General features: G+C 36.5%; 14 protein-coding genes. 7 read left to right on the top strand and 7 right to left on the bottom strand.

The features are described from left to right. Positions 1 to 66: 66 nt before the first annotated feature. Positions 67 to 1458: an anthranilate synthase component I family protein gene (locus tag LVD47_RS15535; RefSeq protein ID WP_236978508.1), complete on the bottom strand. Its 1392-nt coding sequence runs from the start codon at positions 1456 to 1458 to the stop codon at positions 67 to 69. A gap of 809 nt (positions 1459 to 2267) precedes the next feature. Between LVD47_RS15535 and LVD47_RS15530 the strand changes: the two genes are divergently transcribed. Both LVD47_RS15530 and LVD47_RS15525 read left to right on the top strand, forming a co-directional pair. Beyond that, positions 2268 to 3281 (top strand): glycosyltransferase family 9 protein, encoded by a 1014-nt coding sequence (locus LVD47_RS15530; protein WP_236978506.1) that lies wholly within the window; start codon positions 2268 to 2270, stop codon positions 3279 to 3281. Then, on the top strand, positions 3265 to 4122 hold the full coding sequence (locus LVD47_RS15525) for a prohibitin family protein (protein ID WP_236978505.1): 858 nt from the start codon (positions 3265 to 3267) through the stop codon (positions 4120 to 4122). Before LVD47_RS15530 ends, LVD47_RS15525 begins: the two co-directional genes overlap by 17 nt. Before the next feature lie 74 nt (positions 4123 to 4196). Here LVD47_RS15525 and LVD47_RS15520 read toward each other — a convergent pair whose 3' ends face one another. Both LVD47_RS15520 and LVD47_RS15515 read right to left on the bottom strand, forming a co-directional pair. Further along, on the bottom strand, positions 4197 to 8663 hold the full coding sequence (locus LVD47_RS15520) for a T9SS type A sorting domain-containing protein (RefSeq protein WP_236978502.1): 4467 nt from the start codon (positions 8661 to 8663) through the stop codon (positions 4197 to 4199). Positions 8664 to 8866: 203 nt separating this feature from the next. Beyond that, positions 8867 to 9934, bottom strand: a complete 1068-nt coding sequence (locus LVD47_RS15515; RefSeq protein ID WP_236978500.1) for a branched-chain amino acid aminotransferase — start codon at positions 9932 to 9934, stop codon at positions 8867 to 8869. Between LVD47_RS15515 and LVD47_RS15510 the strand changes: the two genes are divergently transcribed. Together LVD47_RS15510 and rdgB are read left to right on the top strand one after the other, a co-directional pair. Further along, positions 9924 to 10412 carry a DNA polymerase III subunit psi gene (locus LVD47_RS15510; RefSeq protein WP_236978499.1) on the top strand — a complete coding sequence of 163 codons (489 nt, stop codon included), beginning with the start codon at positions 9924 to 9926 and terminating at the stop codon, positions 10410 to 10412. The genes LVD47_RS15515 and LVD47_RS15510 overlap by 11 nt on opposite strands. Next, on the top strand, positions 10402 to 10986 hold the full coding sequence (rdgB, locus tag LVD47_RS15505) for an RdgB/HAM1 family non-canonical purine NTP pyrophosphatase (protein WP_236978498.1): 585 nt from the start codon (positions 10402 to 10404) through the stop codon (positions 10984 to 10986). The genes LVD47_RS15510 and rdgB overlap by 11 nt, the downstream gene beginning before the upstream one ends. A 52-nt stretch (positions 10987 to 11038) precedes the next feature. Here rdgB and LVD47_RS15500 read toward each other — a convergent pair whose 3' ends face one another. Continuing rightward, on the bottom strand, positions 11039 to 11524 hold the full coding sequence (locus LVD47_RS15500; RefSeq protein WP_236978497.1) for a DUF1573 domain-containing protein: 486 nt from the start codon (positions 11522 to 11524) through the stop codon (positions 11039 to 11041). Between the two features lie 151 nt (positions 11525 to 11675). Here LVD47_RS15500 and LVD47_RS15495 point away from each other — a divergent pair, with 151 nt between their 5' ends. Next, positions 11676 to 12116 carry a copper resistance protein NlpE N-terminal domain-containing protein gene (locus tag LVD47_RS15495; protein WP_236978496.1) on the top strand — a complete coding sequence of 147 codons (441 nt, stop codon included), beginning with the start codon at positions 11676 to 11678 and terminating at the stop codon, positions 12114 to 12116. A 24-nt stretch (positions 12117 to 12140) separates the two neighbouring features. Then, positions 12141 to 14519 (top strand): S9 family peptidase, encoded by a 2379-nt coding sequence (locus LVD47_RS15490; RefSeq protein WP_236978493.1) that lies wholly within the window; start codon positions 12141 to 12143, stop codon positions 14517 to 14519. A gap of 47 nt (positions 14520 to 14566) precedes the next feature. On the opposite strand, the gene LVD47_RS15485 is transcribed toward LVD47_RS15490, so the two are convergent. Further along, complete coding sequence (locus tag LVD47_RS15485) at positions 14567 to 15337, bottom strand: OmpA/MotB family protein (RefSeq protein WP_236978492.1); 771 nt, start codon at positions 15335 to 15337, stop codon at positions 14567 to 14569. A 239-nt stretch (positions 15338 to 15576) separates the two neighbouring features. Between LVD47_RS15485 and LVD47_RS15480 the strand changes: the two genes are divergently transcribed. Continuing rightward, on the top strand, positions 15577 to 16008 hold the full coding sequence (locus LVD47_RS15480) for a type I restriction enzyme HsdR N-terminal domain-containing protein (RefSeq protein ID WP_236978491.1): 432 nt from the start codon (positions 15577 to 15579) through the stop codon (positions 16006 to 16008). 263 nt (positions 16009 to 16271) lie between these two features. On the opposite strand, the gene lnt is transcribed toward LVD47_RS15480, so the two are convergent. Continuing rightward, positions 16272 to 18074 (bottom strand): apolipoprotein N-acyltransferase, encoded by a 1803-nt coding sequence (gene lnt, locus LVD47_RS15475; RefSeq protein ID WP_236978490.1) that lies wholly within the window; start codon positions 18072 to 18074, stop codon positions 16272 to 16274. 11 nt (positions 18075 to 18085) lie between these two features. After that, on the bottom strand, positions 18086 to 20266 hold the full coding sequence (gene metG / locus LVD47_RS15470; RefSeq protein WP_369427812.1) for a methionine--tRNA ligase: 2181 nt from the start codon (positions 20264 to 20266) through the stop codon (positions 18086 to 18088). Between the last annotated feature and the right edge of the window lie 223 nt (positions 20267 to 20489).

The raw sequence follows: 20489 nt of genomic DNA, 5'->3' as shown, positions 1-20489 counted from the left end.
TTATTTTTTTGCTGTCTATACTTACTTATTGATACCTATTTGTACTTTCCAAATATAATTGTAATTTCAACTAAATATTTCTTCAGCTTTTTTCAGTGCTGATTTTAGTGCAGCTAATTTATTATTCACTTCTTGTAATTCTTTCTCCTTTTTACTGCTAATAACCACTCCGGCACCTGCTCGACTATACAATATACTATCGTGACTCAAAAATGAACGGATAACAATAGCCTGTGTAATACTTCCATCCAATCCAAAATATCCAATTCCCCCACCATAGAAGTGCCGGGTAGAATGTTCATATTTATTTATCAATTCCATAGCCATAATTTTAGGAGCCCCCGATAATGTACCTGCAGGAAAAGTATCTCCATAAACACGAAATGGATTGTACTCTTTTGGTAATTTTCCCTCTACTGTCGATACAAGGTGAATAACATGACTGAAATACTGTACCTCCATAAGGGATTTTACCTCTACATTATCGGTATGACGTCCAAGATCATTGCGGGCTAAATCAACGAGCATCGTATGTTCAGAGACTTCCTTTGGATCCTTACTTAACTCAACAGCTCTCCTGGAATCCTCCACATCATTTCCGCTTCTCCTGTATGTCCCCGCTATAGGATTCACCTGCGCTTTACCTTCTTTTATAATCAACTGGGATTCAGGGGAAGAACCAAAAATTCGGTATGTACCAAAATCAAAATAATAAAGGTAAGGCGATGGATTGATAGACCGTAGTACCCTGTATACGGAAAAATCATCCCCTTTGTAAGGTTGAATAAATTTGCGTGATAAAACAATTTGAAACACATCCCCCACTTTACAATGATGCTTCCCTTTTTCCACCAATTCCATATACTCATCATCAGTCATATCGCTGGTCTCAGGGCCATCACATGTGAAAGACTTTTCTTCGTAATGTCCCATTAGTAAGATTTTACGAATTTTCATGATATCGGATGGCTCATCTTCGGGCCTGTTTTCGATAAGGACCAGTTCATCCCGATAATGGTCAAATACAATAATATATCTATAGAAAAAATAATGGATATCCGGAACTGTAAATTCATTTTCAAGACTTTCAAATTCCAGCGTATCAAAATATCGTACTCCTTCAAAATTGATATGTCCAAAGAAACCATTCACTTCAGAATCATCACCTGAAACCGTAATTTTTTTACGCACTTGATCCAAAAGATCTGGTAATTTGGTTTGTTCTGAAAAAGCGATACTTTCTTTTCTTCCTAAGGTATCAATAATCAACCGATCATCCTCAGTATAAAATTCAATTAAAGGATCAAATCCCACAAAAGACCGTGAATTTTCAAATGATTGATAATCATTACTCTCTAAAAGAGAAGGATTACCCGCAATATCTCTTATTTTCAAAAAAGCACTAACCGGGGTTAACTGGTCAGCAAGCATCGTTATCACTGTTGTTTTTATCTTCATCAATAGTACATTTTTTATTCCTGTAGCTAAACCAAATTGAGTTTATTATGACACTATCACCAGCGATCAAAATCAACCCTAAATAGCCAAGCACAAAATTCATTTTCGCAACCTGTATTTTTTATTCTTTATCATAGCAACCTGGTTAAAAACTAAATAAAAAAAGGCCTGCTGGAAGTACCAACAAGCCTTGAATATTTTTTAGAATAGCATAGTGGTCACCTCCCAGATAAATCATCTAAGGTCCACCACCACAATTTGCTATTTCCTATTATTTGTTTCATTTAATTAATGTTTCGCGACAAATATATAAAAGCTTCTGAAATAAAAAAAGAGAAATGCCCAAATTTGTCTTTACAAACTTGGGCCATTTCTACTAAGGTCTCAAAACAAGAAAACTACAATCTTTATGATGTGCCGCGTACGGCTACATTATGTCGAAATAATAAATTAAATATATCAGTTTTTGAAATATAACCCAAAGGTAGAAAAAAATGTTTCGTTACCCATAACTTATTTTCAAACAACTGTATCTACTTAGAAGCAAATATTTTGCCAACCCTTACTTTTTACACATATATTTTATAAAAAAACTAATATTTTTTGCGGGTCATATATAAAACGTTCGAAAACAATTTTTTATTAATATTTAAATGACTAATTTTACTTTTATTTAATACATATTTTCACCAAAAAAGTTTCAAATTCAATGCGAAACTTTGCTTTGGCCCGGTTCAAAGCAGTATTAGTTTTCCACATTTTGCCTATTATTGTTAATTATTAACAACTAAAATTCCTGCTATAACCCAATGCTAAAAGGTGTTTCATACAAAAAAATTCTAATTATACGGTTTAGTTCCATAGGCGATATCATATTGTGCAGTCCCATTTTCAGGACTATAAAAACACAACTAGGTGCCGAGGTACATTGGTTGACTAAAAAGAAATTCAAATTTATACATGAGTTTAACCCCTATATTGATAAGATCCATCCATTAGATGATAATTTTACTGAGTTAGCCACTGAATTAAAAAAAGAAAACTATGACCTGGTTGTTGACTTACATAAAAACTTAAGATCCCTGAGATTTATAAGAAGAATAAAAGCCCCTCATCTTTCTTTCAACAAGATCAATATACAAAAATGGTTATTGGTCAATTTCCAATTCGACAGCATAAAGGAACCACGTCACCTGGTTAATAGGTACTTTCACAGTCTGATGAAAATAGGGATTGAAAATGATAATCTGGGATTGGAGTATCATTACGGCCAAAAAACTGTAAACCCAATACAAGAAAAAAAATATATTGTATATGGTATTGGAGGTACCTATAATACCAAAAAGATGCCACCGGAAAAGATCGTTTATCACTTTGGGAACCTACCCTGTACATTGGTTCTCCTGGGAGGGAAGACAGAGGTTGAGGCTGCAGCCTTTATAAAAGACCATCTAGGTGATAATTGCATAAATATGGTTAACATTTGTAATCTTCATACATCCGCAAAAATAATTGAAGACAGTATTTTTGTCATTTCACATGATACTGCAACCATGCACATAGCTGCAGCCTTTAAAAAGCCTATTCTCTCTATCTGGGGAGCAACATCACCCTCACTGGGAATGGATCCTTATTTTCCTGAAGAAATGACCCACAAATCAATTTTCCTGGAAAATAAATCATTAAAATGTCACCCGTGTTCCAAACTGGGCAGCGAAAATTGTCCAAAAGGACATTTCAAATGTCTGAACGATCTGCCCGGAGATTATGTTAATATTAAAGTAAATCAAATAATAAAAATTGCCAATGAATCAAACGAATAGACCAAATCAACCCAATGCATTCAATCTGAGCGGCCTTACTAAATGGATTGTCGCTTTTATTGTAGGAATTATTCTAATATCCATACTTACCAGTTCTACTTTTCTCACCATAGAACCCGGACATAAAGGGGTCTTATTTAAAAGATTCGGGGGTGGCCTGGATATGGAAACCACATATAACCAGGGATTCCATCTTGTTATGCCATGGAATAAAATGTTTGTTTATGATGTTCGAATACATGAAGATAACGAATCCATGGAGGTTCTTTCCCGAAATGGTCTCAATATCAAATTAGATCTTTCCTTTTTGTACCAACCTAAAAGTGGTAAGGTAGCTTCACTACATAATGAGGTTGGAATAGATTACGCCGAAAGAGTTCTTAAGCCATCACTTCGATCTGCTACCCGGGAAGTCATAGGTAAGTATCTACCTGAGGAATTATATAGTAGCAGACGGGAAACTATCCAAACGGAGATATATGAGTTAACCCTAAAAAATGTGGACCCCAAACACATTTATTTGGATGCCGTACTTATTCGAGAGGTTAAATTACCTCCTACACTGGAACAAGCCATAGAGCGCAAACTAAAAGAAGAACAGTCTGCTCTCGAATATGAATTCCGACTGGAAAGGGAAAGAAAGGAAGCTGAGAGGGTCATAATAGAAGCCCAGGCACAAGCAGATGCTAATCGCCTGTTAAGTTCAAGTATCGACCAAAACATATTGAGGAATAAAGGAATTGAGGCAACGCTTCAACTGGCAGAATCTCAAAATTCTAAAATTGTGGTTATTGGTAGTGGAGAAGACGGATTGCCCCTTATTCTCGGAAGTCAGGAATAATTTTATCCTACGGGCAAAAAAAAAGGGGGCTCCTTTGAGTCCCCTTTCTTCTTAAGGTAAAATTGAAGAAAACTTTATCTTTTTATAAATACTACTTTATTAATCCTGTGAATGGAGGAACTTTTAATCTCATAAAAGTAAATACCTGAAGCTGGTAATGCCTCTCCGAAAATAACTTCTGAATTCATTCCCCTACTTCCATTAATTTCTTTACTTATAATGGCCTTTCCCGCCATATCATATACTGAAAATTTAACCATTTCTTCTTCGTCCAATTCGAATGAAATTACGGTCTCCTCAGAAAATGGATTAGGAGCATGATTAACGAAATTTCGGCTTCCTTCCATATGGTCTGGCATTATGCGAACATCTAACCCCTGAACAATTCCAGGTTCAATATAGCTTTCCGGTGCCAACACCGAATTACCCAGTTGAAATAGACTTTGAACCGTTTTTCGTTCATTTACCTGAACCTCTGCCGTGAATAAAACATCACCTTGATTAACCATTACCCCACGAGCATCAGACCAACTTACATATAATTTCCCCAATTCTCCAAAAGAATAATTATCGCTGGTAATTTGTAGAACCCCAGGTAGAATATTGAGGGAAGAAACAGCACCTTCATCGCCTTGTAATTCAAATTGGAACCCAAGAATATTATCAACATTTCCTGCAGTAACCGGAATTTTATAAATCTTCCCAGGATTCAAAACCCTGTCTTTTATATTAAAAATGAAAGAGGACCCATCCACTACATTTTCAAAAGACAGATTCCGCCCACGACTATTATCACTGCTTTCCATATAGGAGAAATCAACATCCCCTATTTTAACGCCAGTAAAATCCATGTTAAAGGTCGATACTTCTCCCGATTCTGCTATTCCATATTCATTGCCCGTTGTTGATTCGAAAAACCGATATCCATTTGAATAAGGTAAAAAGGATTCAGGATTCAACATTATTTTTCTAAGCTGCATAACATCTACCCAATCGATCCTGCCATTTTGATTGATATCTGCAGCAACTTTCTTGTATTGTCCCGACAGTATATTCTTATTCAGAATATGTTGATGAATTAGAATTATATCAAAGGTCGTAATACCATTCATCATATCAGTCTTTCTCTCAGGTACAACTGTTATATCCATCGATTCCCCCAATTCCATGTGATAATTTCCAACTTCATTTGTCTTAACATTTCCCACAATTTCACCCCCCGAATGAAATGTTAGATTTACATCTTTCATTGGTTTCATCGCTGTATTAGTTATCTTTCCAGCAATGGAAAAAAATCCTGAAGAGTCATTGCACTCCTCTACTTCGGTTATGATAATTTTTTGTTCGTATTCCAACGTTTTCCCCCTGACATTACCATGCTCCCCGGAAGAGCTACCACACCAATCTTTTATTTCCCAGGTCCGAATTAACTTGTAATCAGCTTTTTGATTACTCCCTACCAGGTTAAACAACTTATCTTCATAACTAATTTCCAGGGATTTACAGCTTTGATTCCATATAAAATCAGGCCGGCCCGTCTCCTCAGGGTGAAGATCACCCGAATAATTACCTAACTGATCCTTTTCAAAGGAGCATACTTCTTTGGAGATCTCTCTGGTGGGTAAGTTGAACATTCCAAGGCTTATTTCACAATCCTGATTGATTATAATTTTCTGCTCTTTATAGACAGTATCCCTGAGTTTTTTACCACCATTTATACTTTCATTACAGCCACTTACAATAAAAAACCTCCTGCGAATCGTCCCAGTACCACAATCGTCTAAATCAACCCAAAGATCCTGATACACACTTACGGAACAATTAACAGCAATAATTCCATTTCGCACTTGTATTTCAGTCTCCTCTTTTTTTACCGCAGGAATATATTCTTCCACCCAATCATACTTTCCGGTATGTTCATTATATATCGCAACTTTTTCTTTCTTTGAATAGTTTTCACATCGAATATCCTTTACAGTTGTTGTATACTCAGATGGCACTACATTTCCACCCTCCTTATCAACTAAATATCCATCGATGTTCTTCCACACTTCTTCATAGCCTCCGAAAACTTCGTCTAAGTCATCAAATGCTTTTACCCTATCAGTATTTTCAAACTCGTCACCATTATACATTAACGCTTTTTCAACCAAATCCTGATAATTTTCTGAATACGATGCGCACGAAATGGTCAATTCCCGTTCAATATCCTGGATAACAGATAATCCCTGTTTATCTTCCACTTTTACTGTGGTCCAACATATAGTCCAATTACACCAATAATCCACTACTAATAATTCAATATCCACTTCTCCACAAGCATCTTCACAACAAAATGGTATTTTTTCCGTCCATCCTCCTCCTAATGTGGGTTTCTTGCCTTTAATTACATTGCCGTGTTCATCAGTTTTCGGACAGTAATAAGCCGAATCCAATTGCCATTGTTCATACAACATCTCCGAACACGGTTCTCCATCGTATTTGAGCCAATCCACAAATTCAGCATAATGTGCTTCAACCGGATTAATTCGCTTATCTGTTTCCAATCCATCACAAAGATTCACTCCACATGAATTTGCCCAGTTTTTCCGACGTCCCAAAATGGTATAAATACCACAATTATCATAACTCCCTTCATCAAAAATATTAGCATCAACCCAGGTCAGCTTACCTGTCAATCCAACAACAATATCTTTATCACAAGCAACAGTAGGTTCAGTTTTGTCTTTTACTATTATGTAAAACGAATCTTGTGCCATCAGATTACAACTATCCTTACCTTCCACTATGACTTTATAAGCGTTTTCTATCTTTGTGGTAATAGAATAATTGAAATTATCAATCGAAAAACTTCCTGTAAGCGCCGACATACGTATGTATTCCACGGAATCCGAAAATTCATAAATTTTTCGGACCCTGCCACACCCTAATGGTTGCTCTATTACAGAATCGTGATGGACCCAATTATTGTACATATCATATCCGCGAAGTGTAAAGGGATTATCAGTATACACATCTACAGCTACCTTGATCACTGAATTGTCCGGCGCCCTTGGTTGCAGCGGAACTTCCAGAGCTACAGGTTCAGAACTTCCATATGTATTTACAGTCAATGACTGACTACAGATACCCTCTTGTAAGGATAATTTCGCTTTTCCATTTCCTACCAGGGAAAACGGAATGCAACTTATAGGGTCTGTATACTTTCTGTACGAATCTGAAAAATTCCTGTCCATTGCGTTCTCAAAATCTGACATTAATTTATCGGAGAAATGTTCATATGTTTGACCGCCGACGGGAAGAAATCTTTTTTCTACAGGTTTCCAAAAATCGCCTTGCTTTGTAAGTTCCACAGTAAATTCTCCTCTTACATCTGCTTTTGCATGTCTTACCCCAGCCCATTTGTCTTCAATTTTAATGGCAGGGAATTCTATAGGAGCTTCACAATTATGCGTAGTCGTTTTATTTGTAATTACGAGATCTTCTATCAGAATGGAAGGAGCCAGGGTATCACGGTCCAATGCCCAGAATACACATCGGTATTTCCCCTTTCCCAAATTCGATAATCCCTTATTTCGCCTCATAAGTCCGGGCTCAGAGAAATAACAATTTTGAGAAAATTCTACTTCGACCCTATACCTTTTCTCACACTTTGTATTGTCTATCAGTTCTGACTGAACAGAATACTGAATACCACACTCTTCAAGATAAGAAGTAGCATTAAACTCAAGTATCTTATTAGATCCGATAGTTACATCTACCATCGAAATGGTATCATTCTCCCCGGTAATCGGGTTCTCATAAAAGAATTTTGGACCGAAATCATCTGCTTTGCCACAAAACAAGGTATCATTTTCAGCACAGATAAATTGACTATCCGTAATTTCAGGAACCTTTAGTACTACAATAGTATCCTGCGTCGCAAATCGACGTTTGTATTTATCAAAACCTTCGAATTCGCGATAAATGACCTTTAAAGTATCATTGTCATAATCTTCACAATCATATTTATCTACCCAATCAGAAGAAAAGGTAACTTTTGGTTCTACTCCACAAGCAAAGATTACATCCGGGTAAATACTATCAATAGGCTGTTCATTTTTCACAATTGAATCACTACAAAAAACGGTAGTGTATCTTCCATTCATATAAGGTTTGGGTGGTATACCAACATATATCTTACTCTCGCAGTAACTTTCATCATTTTCAACCCTAAATTGCAGACTATCCTGAAGATAGGGACATATATTAAATGATACTATATCATCGTAATTGTAATGCTGACTTTCGTGCACAATTTCTTGCCCATTATTTCTGATTGTCAGCCTTACAGGCAATTCCGGTTCGTTAGATAAAAATTCATGAACATAAAAGAATGAATTACCATCATAATCAATTCCCGGAATAAATTCCTCACAATTTGGGCCTTGTGAATACACGAAATTTATTCCGATTAAATATAGGACTAACGCGAAAGTAACCTTTCTTGCTATATGCAAATCAGGTTTCAAAATTCGGGTTAGTAAATAAGTTTTCTTCATAACACCTCAATTTTAGCTTACGTCCAGTAAGACAATTGAAGTGAAGCAATAACCTTGCCAAATTATGATTTTTTATAATATATTAAACACTAAAGTAAAACTTTATACACTTTATACATTATTTAACTATAAGAACAGAAGGACAAAAAAAGGCCCGGGTTTACACTCCGAGCCTTATATATATTAATTTATTTTACAGCTATTTACATCACCTCCAGTACCCATCCATATGGGTCTTTTTTTCTTCCATTTCTCATATCTTCGATATTTTCCTTTAACCATGGGGCAATTTCAGCTTTGTCCGGATCAAATTTAATCACTTGATCTAGGTAATTTATTTGCGTTATAGTCGTAGCCACTGCGGCCGTACCGGAACCAAAAACTTCCTTTAATTCCCCGGATTTCCCTTTATCCATTACTTCCTGTATCTCCACAGGTCGTTCCTCTACTATAAACCCTTTGTCTTTAAGTAATTCTATAAAAGATTTTCGTGTTATCCCCTTAAGAATGGCACCATCTGCTTTCGGTGTGACAATGCGGTCATCAAACACGAAAAATATATTCATCGTTCCAACTTCCTGAACAAACTTTTTTTCTACGCCATCCAGCCACAGGATTTGATCAAATCCATTTTCTTTTGCCACTTTCGAAGGATAAAGCGACGCTGCGTAGTTTCCAGCTGTTTTTGCTTCACCGGTACCTCCCTTTACAGCTCTTACATAAGTGGGGTCGGCAATCAATTTAACGGGCTTATCATAATATGGACCAACCGGTAATAGTAAAATCACAAAAATAAAAGTCTCAGAAGGAGCAACCCCTAAAAACTCATCTGTAGCGAACATCAAGGGACGGATATATAAAGAACTGCCCGGGTGATCGGGAATCCAGTCCTTATCAATTTTCACTAATTCAGTTAATGCTTCGACAAAGACATCTTCTGGAAATAAGGGCATGCACATTCTTTCTGCAGATCTGTTCAACCTTTTGATGTGTTCGTCCGGCCTAAACAAAAGTGGATTTCCTTTCTCATTCTTTGAAGCCTTCATCCCTTCAAATATGGATTGACCATAATGTAAAGCAAGATTAGAAGGATGTAACGAAAAATTCTCCAATTTTTTTATTTCCATATCCTTCCATTGCCCCTCCGCATAATGAGCAATGAACATGTGATCTGTGAACACTCTCCCGAATGGAATATTTTTTAAATCCACTTCGGTCAATCTGGATTCAGAAACTTTTGTAACTTTAAAATTTGATGCAATGGTGCTCATAACTCATAATTTTACAGGTATAATACAAATTTACAATATGTATCAACAAAACCCATTTAGTGAATATAAAATCTATAAGACAAATACCTTAAATGACAAAAATTGCTTCAATATAAATGAAAACGTAAAGATATTGACAATTGTGCCTGAAACCAACCCTGAAGAATTAAATTTTGTAAATAAAGTGATGAAAACACTTAACCTGGATTCTTCTAACATCCAAATAGTCTCAATAAATGAGAGTGATACATTTTCGCTTATTGAAAAAATTTCTTCGAATTCAAAAATGTTTGTATTACTTATGGGAATAAAGCCTCGTCAGCTGGGATTGAATCTCGATTCAGAAAATTATACAATTAGCAACCTATTTAATTTGACTATCGCCAAAGCATCCTCCCCGTCCATGATTATGAAGTCTAAAGACGAAAAAGCCCAATTATGGAATCTCCTAAAAACAACCATTTTAAATGAAGGATAAACTTCTCTTTGCCACTTCCAATCAAAATAAGCTCATGGAAGTACAGAAAAAAATCGGAGACCAATTTATTATCAAAGACCTTAAATCTATTGGATTTAATGGAGAAATACCCGAAACTCAAGACACAATCGAAGGCAATGCTGTGCAAAAAGCTACATTTATTTATGAAAAATATCAAATTAATTGTTTTGCTGAAGATACAGGGCTTGAAATTGAAGCCCTTAATGGCGAGCCGGGTGTATACTCGGCCAGATATGCAGGTGATCAAAAATCAAATGAAGATAACATAGAATTGGTGCTTCATAAACTAAAGGATATCAAAAATCGAAACGCCCGATTTAAAACCGTGCTGGCATATATAGAAAATGGAGATATATCAACATTTGAAGGAATAATTTATGGAACGATAACGACAGGAAAATCAGGAGATAAAGGGTTTGGATATGATCCTATTTTCCTACCCGATGGGTACGATCAAACCTTTGCAGAACTTTCCATTGAAACAAAAAACACTATTAGTCACCGGGCATTAGCGCTTCAAAAATTCATTCAATATTTACACAAAAAAAGCTGAAGAATAAATCTATCCTTCAGCTCATCTTTATGTAAATGTTCTTCTATTTCTATTACTTATTTACTGTTCCTTCCAAAATTAAAATACTTGAAGAAGGATCTGTATTAGCCGTTACTGTAATCGATTTTGTCTGCGCCCCTGATTTACCTGATGTATCAAAAATAGCCTCAATTTCGCCTGATTCACCTGGAGCAATAGGTTCCTTTGGCCAACTTGGAGTAGTACAACCGCAGGAAGGTTTTACATTTGAAATAACAAGCGGTTCATCACCCGTATTAGTAAACTTGAATACATTTTTCACTTTATCACCCGATTCGGCCGTACCAAAATCAAACTTTTTAGATTCAAAAGTTATAGCGGTAACAGGACCAGATACTTCATCTGTTTGAGCCGCCATTGCGCCCTGAGCACCTGGAGAAACAACGGTTTGATTTTCGAGACTTTCACGCGCTTGATCCCTTAGATCACTATCGCCACCTGAATTACAAGAAACCAATGCCAATAGTACGAAGGGGATCAATAACCAATTATTTTTCATGTCCAAATATTTTATTAATACTTATGAAACGCAAAGCTAATATAAATCGTATAGAAGGATAAAAAAAATATATATTTATCAAAAAAATTTTCCAAATACCACAATCAATAATTGAATTTTTAATTTTACTCATTCATTCAATATTTATGAAATGAAATTTCAACAAGTTATACTATTGCTAATTGTCCAATGTATATTTCTATTTGCTTTCCAATCATGCAAGTCTGATTCTTCCGATTCAAAAGAAAAAATGACTTTAAAATTTGAAGATTCCAATGATTTCACTTTATATAAAGGGTCGATCAGTCGCGTAGGCCTGGACTCTATTTACAATAAATTGTATCTCTATAAGGACGAGACGTTTAAGTTGGAACAAGTCCAGCGTCTGGGAGAACATCACCTAAACGAAAAAACGACCAACGGTCTGTACTCATTTTTAAAAGATGGTTCTCAAATGGGCCTTTTCCTTTCAAGTGGGACAATTATACTTAGATTTGCCGTTAAAGATGAAGGTCTCTACTTGATGGATATGGAAGGAAATAATATACAAGATGCTGATAGAGTGTGGAAGATTTACCATGAAAAGCATTAAGCTATCCATAAAATTAATTATCCATTGAAATACAAAGTTCCTTCATCAGAAATCTTACAATTAGCAGATGTAACTTTACCACCTGCCCTTAGAATAAATTCTACGGCTACAAAAATAGTGTATCTGGAACGGTCTATGTACAAATCTATTGAAGATCTTTCTCAACCTGAGATTCAATTAGCTGGTTTAAAGCTAAATCCTTTAACCAATACAGAAAGTCGTGCACATTATTACGACTCTATCAGTATACAATCTATAGATAGCAAAAAAATAAACCCAGTTATAGGCCTCCCTGACTCTCCAAAAATACAACATATAAAATGGTCACCGAATGAAGACAAAATTGCTTTCGCGGTTTTGCAACCATCCGGATTGGAATTGTGGGTAGCGGATGTAAATACGTATCGGGCAGAACGAATAAGTTCCGGTTACCTAAACGCTAGTTTATGTACCCCTTATATTTGGTCACCATCGGGAAATTTCCTGTTAACCTTTCAGGTCCCAGAAGATAAGAAGGAATTAATCAATCGAAAATCCAGAATACCGGAAGGTCCCGTAATAAAAAGTAATGAAGGCAAAAAATCACACAACCGCACCTATCAGGATCTTCTAAAAGACACGATTGATGAACACAATTTCGAAATTCTCTCGACTTCAATTATTGTAAAGGTAGATTTGGATGGGAAAAATTCCGTATGGAAAAACCATGGTATTTATTCGGGCCTTTCATTTTCTCCTGATGGGAATTATATTAAGGTAGATGAAATCCACAGGCCATTTTCGTATGTTGTACCTTATTACAAATTTCCCAAGACTATAGAAATTTATAATTCTTCCGGCGATCATATTACACTATTAGAATCCGTACCTGCTCTTGAAAATTTACCTAAAGGGTTTATGGCCGTTCAAGTAGGGAAAAGGAATTTTTCCTGGAAGAGTAATTCACCGGCAACTTTATGTTTTGCTCAGGCCACTGACAATGGGGATCCAAAATTCCAAACTGAATTTCGCGACGAAATATTTCTTTGGGATGCTCCCTTTTCAAGTCCTCCGAAATCAATAGGTAAAACCAAGTTTCGATTCAGTCATGCGCAATGGGGAAATCCGAATTTTGCCCTTATTACTGAATTCTGGTGGGATACAAAAAGGACAAGAACCATCTTTGTCAACCTGGGAGATAAAAAGCCTGGTGATCACAGGGTAGTAATAGACAGGAACTTCCAGGACCGGTACCAGGACCCTGGACGTATTATAACTGAAAAAAATGAATATAACCGATCCGTAATTTGTGGTTCACCTGAAAAGGTATACCGGGCAGGTGAAGGACACTCCCCCGATGGAAAAAAACCCTTCATTGATCGTGTAAATTTATTTTCTGATGCGACTAAAAGAATATGGCAAGTCAAAGATGAGGACGAATTAATTCAATTAGCAGCAGTTATTAATATACACAAAGGCAAAATTATTCTCCAAAAGGAATCAAAAAACAAATATCCCAATTATTTCATAAAGAACATTTCCGACAATGGCGCAATCAATTTGACGAACTTCAAAAATCCCTTTATCTCTCTGACGAAAGTGAGCAAAAGGATTATTAAATACAGGAGAAAAGATGGAGTTGCCCTGCACGGCACCCTTTACTTGCCTCCAGATCATCAAAAAAATACCGGAAAGAAATTGCCTTTAATTATGTGGGCCTACCCAAATGAATTTAATGATAAAGATAATGCCGGTCAGATAACTACCTCTGATAAAGAATTTATATTCCCCTGGTATGGTTCACCAATATTCTGGGTAATGAAAGGTTATGCTGTTTTTGATGAAGTATCCTTTCCTATAATTGGAGAAAATGGGACCGAACCAAATGATTCGTTTATCCAACAATTATCTGAAAATGCTCTTGCTGCAATTGATGCTTTAGATAACCTGGGATTCATTGACCGAGAAAAAGTAGCGATAGGAGGACACAGTTATGGTGCCTTCATGGCTGCAAATTTATTAACACACACAGACCTATTTGCAGCAGGAATAGCCAGAAGCGGAGCCTACAATCGTACACTGACACCATTTGGATTCCAAAGCGAACAAAGAAATTATTGGGAAGCACCCGAAACGTATAATGCCATGTCTCCGTTTATGCATGCAGATAAATTATCAGCACCCCTATTATTAATCCACGGTAAAGACGATAACAACTCCGGGACCTTTACAATGCAAAGCGAGCGATATTTTGAGGCTTTGAAAGGATTAGGAGCCAATGTCAGATTAGTCCTGCTACCCAAAGAGAGCCATGGGTATCAGGCTCGTGAATCAGTTCTCCATATTTTGTGGGAACAGGATCAATGGCTGGAAAAACACCTGAAAAATAATAAAGGAGGAAAGGTCAAACCTTCCCTCCTATAATTATAATCTTACCGTTATTAATCTGACTTAAAGCCCTAATTAATCTATTACGGATTGATATTCTTAGAAATTGAAATTAAAGGTCTTACGTCCGGCAGAATAATAAATTCTGTTCTTCTATTAGGCTCAAGATCCTCAATAGACAAGCCATCACCTTCTACTACAGGATCATATTCACCTTTACCCGCTGCTAACAATTGCTCGGGTGCAACACCACTTTTTACAAGTTGTCTAACCACATTGGCGGAACGAGCTACAGATAGATCCCAATTATCTCTGTAAGGAGCTCCTTCTTTCATCATACGGTTATCAGTATGCGACTCAATGATAATCTTAACATCGGAATGATTCTGGATAATCGAAGCCACATTGTCTATTACACTTTTTCCATCCGAAGAAATTCTACTGGAACCAAATCTATATAAAATGTCATCTCCTAATGTCAAATAAAGCTTACCGTCCTTTTCTTCAAGGTCAATATTTTCATCCTCCATCAAAACATCAGATATTTCATCCTTGATTGTAGTTAGCTTGCTAACTGCTGCCTCTCGCTCTGTTTCGACTGTTTTGACCTGAGTCTTAGTTTGTTCCAAAGAAGAACTTAAATCAGCTACCTCATCCTCTAATTCGGCAGAACGGTTTTCCAATTCTTCTTTAGTATTTTCCAAATCTTGAATGTCGGACTTGGCCTGATCAAGTTGATTATTCAGGTCCATTTTTTGAGCTTCTAATTCTTCGTATTTCTTTTTAGAAACACAGGAAGTCATTACAGACAATCCCAAGAATAGTACAGCTGCAATCTTGACATGCTTTTTCATAACAATGTTTTTTATTAAATAATTTACTTAACAATAATTTGATATTCCTTATTATGTACTAAATATAATTTCATTTTACGAAAGAACAAATAATTCAATGCCGTTCTTTGACGCTTAATTACTTTTGCAAATGTAGCATAAACATTATTAATTTAATTTATTAAATTTCTAGGACTTTATGAACAAATTATGTTTTTCATATATGTATTTGTCATAAACAAATGATTTTCAAAAAAATTATGAATATAGATTTACATTCATATTTAAAGGTTCTTAAATTTAAAAACGGTAAGGTATTCGATCGTATTCGAAGAAAATGGCTTCAGATCCAACCTGAAGAATTGGTGAGACAATGCATGATCCATTATATAGTAAATGAAAAAAAAGCTATACCAACCAGAATAGCCATTGAAAAAACAATTAAAGTATTTGGTCAAAAACGAAGATTTGATATTGTCTATTACAATGCAAATCTGACTCCCCACATACTTTTTGAATGTAAAGCCCCTGGCGTAAACCTTACAGAGCAGACTTTTGAACAGGCTATTTGGTATAATTATCAAGTTTCGGCTCCTTTTTTAATTCTATCAAATGGGAAACAAAACGTAGGATACAGAGTAGATGTTGTAAACAAAACCTATAAAAAAATTAATTCTTTCCCGGATCTGTAAGAAACTTTTACCGGGAAGGCATTAGTTCCAAAGTCTCAACACTGAAAATAGATGATCTCAAGGAATCAAAATTAAACCAAATACAAGTACATTATAGATCTATACTCCGACCGCATATATAATCCTGTTTATTAAGAAAAATAATTCTCAGATATTAGGATTGAGAAAGGAAGAAGGTGAAGACCTGGAAAAAAACTTCGTACTTCCCATTACCAAATCCATCTATACTTATGACTAATGGTACCCAAGCTGCTACCCAACAACTACTTATCCGATTTTATCGTTTCCACCACTCCTTTTAGCCCCATAAAAATCAAAAAGAACAAACTAAACCTCCCCATAAAATCTCCCCATTTAGCATAAAATGTAATTTCAGAATTTAACGGTGCCTCAAAAGTTATCTCTGTTGGTTGGTTGTATTTATTGGGTTGGGTTAATTCATTCCCCAATGGATTGAAACCGCCACAAAATCCCAAATTAGCAGACCGGACAACAGAACGCCTATATTCAATAGCTCTCAAGGCAGCAAATTCATAATGCTGCTTGTGACCTTCCGTATCGTCCCACCATCCATCATTAGTAACGATACCCAACACATTAGCACCGTTGGCAACATATTTACGACAAAACTCTCCATAAACCGATTCATAGCAAATAATAGGACCTATTTTGATCTCACGAATCGTAAAGACATTTTGGGATTCAGGACGTCCATAACCATATATTGACCCTCCCAGCTTATCTATTAAAGGTTTGAAGAAAAACAACAATTTTCTATAAGGGAATATTTCTGCTCCCGGTACCAATTTCTGTTTGTGGTATACTGGGATTGAATCATTCCCAACCAGGATCGCTGAATTATAAACTTCCCAATAATATGTATTTCCGCTCCTATCTTTTGATTCCCGGATGGACGGTCTATTGGGAACATGGTCTTTCTCAAAAATATCAAAAGCACTTATCCCTGTCAAAACCTTTGTTTTGTAATCAGTACTCAGCAATTTACTCTGTAAGTAACCTATGCCTGCATTACTTTCAATAGAAGACAAATTGATCCGATTAAAACTTGTTTCCGGTAATAAAATAAGATCAGGATCTTTTGCAAGGGCACGATCAATCAAACGATCAAAAGATCCTTTTTGCTCGGAAAACCCCAGGTCAAACTTTTCGTAGTGGGGCTCTATATTAGGATTAATTACCGAAAATCTTCCCATATCCTCCGGAAGCGTGTAACTAAAATACATTATACCTGAAATTACAGCGGGTATAAAAATCCAAATACCAGCTGTAAAGATTGAGCTTCGAAATGACGCTGCAGACTTTATTTTTACGTATACCCTATAAAGTAAAAAATTGGCTCCCAATATCCACGCGGTTCCTCCGAGTACCCCTGTATATTCATACCACTGGGCCAAAAATGGAAATGAAGCCATTGCATTCCCCAGGTTGAGCCACGGCCAGGAAATATCCCATCGCAAATGCAAAAATTCAAACAAGATCCAGGCAGCCGCCCATACCAGCCCCCAATAATCAGAAATATTCAATCTTCGACTTAGCCAACTACACATTAACCAAGGTAGCACCATAAATAAACTATTAAGTACAATTGCGACGACTCCGGCAGCTAAAGCTGAATTAGCGACCCAATGGGTACTCCAAATATTCCATATGATGAAAGCATTAAAAAGCAGTAAGATATATGACCTTCGGGATAATTTATTCTCTACCCTATGTTTTAAAATAATAAGTAATGGAACAAATCCACAAAATATTAGCGGCAATAGCCAGTACGGAGGGAAACCTAATCCTAACCCCAGTCCTGAAATTACAGAAAGTCCAAGAGCACGTAGAAGAAAGGTGTCTTCCTCCAGTCTCCTTCTAAGCGTTTTATGAAATGTTATTAAAGTCAAAGAAAACACATAAAAACCCAGAAAGAAAACCTTGGGCAAATACCCCCAAAATGGTTGCGAACTCATCTGATACCCCGAATAAATTACCGTACCAAAACCAAAGACAAGCAATGCATTCCGGGTTGTATAAAATATCTTTTGCTCCTGGTGCTTCACATCATATTACATTAAGAAACCTTACTGCCCGCTTCCATGTTTCCCGGAGGGGCAACAAAACTCAAATTGCCATCAGGGCCTTCGGCCATCAATATCATCCCCTGAGAAACCACACCTCTCAATTTTTTAGGCGCCAGATTTGCCAGATAAACTACCTTTTGACCTGTAATTTCTTCAGGAATAAAATGTTTGGCAATTCCGGAAACAACCGTTCGCTCTTCTGGTCCTACCTTCAATTTAATTTCTAATAACTTATCGGCTTTTTTTACTTTTTTTGCTTCAATTATTTCACCTATCCTCAAATCCAATTTTGAGAAATCCTCGAATTGGATCTCCTCTAAAAATGGTGGGAAACTTATTTCTTCATCCTGTTTTGCCTCTTCATTATTCAACTCCGACCTCTTCCGAAGTTTTTCAACTTGTGCTTCTACAATATCGTCGTCAATCCGGCTAAATAAGTGTTCTGCCTTTCCAATTGTATGGCCTGTGCGTAACGGAAGTTCTCCTTCTGCAAGGTTACCCAATAATTCCAATAGCTCGCCATCGCCGTGAAGTTCCTCTAAATTCAATAATTGTCTCAATTTCTTCGATGAAAAAGGCACAAAAGGCTCTAAAATAATACTCAATGCAGTTACATACTGTAAACAAACATTCATGACTACCTTTACCAGTTCCGGATCCTCTTTCACTACCTTCCAGGGTTCATTTTGTTGTAAAATGCTATTCCCGGCAGATGAAATATCCATTACTGTTCGTAATGCTCCTCTAAAATCATAAGATCTTATACTATTGCTATAAGCATCTATCTGATCAAATAAAGCCAATAATTCAGAATCATGCCACATAGGCATATCCACCCCTTCGCTCCCTGAAAAATCAATATCAGGATCGAAATCGGGAACTTTACCGTCGTAATATTTATTTGTTAAAACCAATACACGGTTAACAAAATTTCCAAGATTATTTACCAATTCACTATTATTTGCTTCTTGCCATCCTTTCCAGGTAAATTCCGAATCCCTTTGTTCAGGCATATTTTTGAATAAAGTATATCTAAGAACATCTTCCTTTCCCGGTAAATCATCTAGATATTCATGTACCCATACAGCCCATCCCTTGGAAGTGGAAAGCTTTTTCCCTTCCAAATTCATAAATTGGTTGGCAGGGACATTTACGGGTAAATTAAAGTCACCGTGTAATTTCAAAATAGCAGGAAATGTGACACAATGAAATACGATATTATCCTTTCCTATAAAATGGATTAAGGCAGATTTGGGATTTTGCCAATAATCTTTCCAATCTTTATTATGGTCTTTTGCCCATTGCTTCGTAGCCGAAATATATCCTATAGGAGCATCCATCCAAACATACAACTTCTTCCCTTTGGCTCCCTCTATTTCTTGCGGTACATCTACCCCCCAATCCAGATCACGCGTCATGGATCTCGGCTGTAATCCCCCGTCCAACCATGACATACATTGTCCGAGAACATGATTTTTCCATTCCTTTGGATCATGGTGAGGTTCTCCGTCAAGTTCTCCATTCTTTAACCAACCTCTCAACCAATCTTCATTTTTATCCAATGGTAAATACCAATGTTTAGTGGATCTCAAAACTGGAGTACTACCAGTAATCGTTGATTTAGGGTTTTTAAGTTCGGTCGAACTTAGCGAAGAGCCGCATTGTTCGCATTGATCTCCATAAGCTTCTTCAAAACCACAATTGGGACAGGTACCGGAAATATATCGATCCGCCAGAAACATATTGGCTTCTTCATCGTAGTATTGTTCTGATTCTATCTCCTCAAATTCACCTTTATTATATAAATTTCTAAAAAATTCCTGTGAAGTCTCAGCGTGGATTTCTGCAGTTGTCCGGTGATAGATATCAAAGGAAATCCCAATTTTCTCAAAAGTATCTTTAATCAAAAAGTGATACTTATCTACTATTTGTTGTGGGGTTACCCCATCTTTCCTTGCCCGTATGGTAATAGCTGCACCATATTCGTCTGACCCACAAACATATACAATATCCTTGCCCATTAACCTTTGAAATCTCACATAAGCATCCGCCGATAGATAAGCACCAGCCAAGTGCCCGAGATGAAGTGGCCCATTAGCATACGGTAAGGCAGAAGTTACCAAATATCGATCCGGGAAATACATACTTTCCAAATTTCGTTTGAAATAAATACACGAATATAATGGCTTTGATTAAAAACAAAGTATTCTCCCCGGAATTAAATAAAATTCAGGTTCCCTTACTGCATTTTATAAACAAGGCACCTGGAATGGTTCACTACAACTTCGTTGAAAAATAAACTTCCGATTACGATACCAGGACAACTCTCCCAATAAAGAGGAAACTGAACGGCACTAGGTCAGAGTAATCGTCCGCTTTGACCCTCTACGATCT

This window comes from Membranihabitans maritimus, from assembly GCF_021729145.1.
Lineage (GTDB): Bacteria > Bacteroidota > Bacteroidia > Chitinophagales > Saprospiraceae > Membranihabitans > Membranihabitans maritimus.
This window is presented reverse-complemented; position numbering and strand designations above follow the sequence as displayed.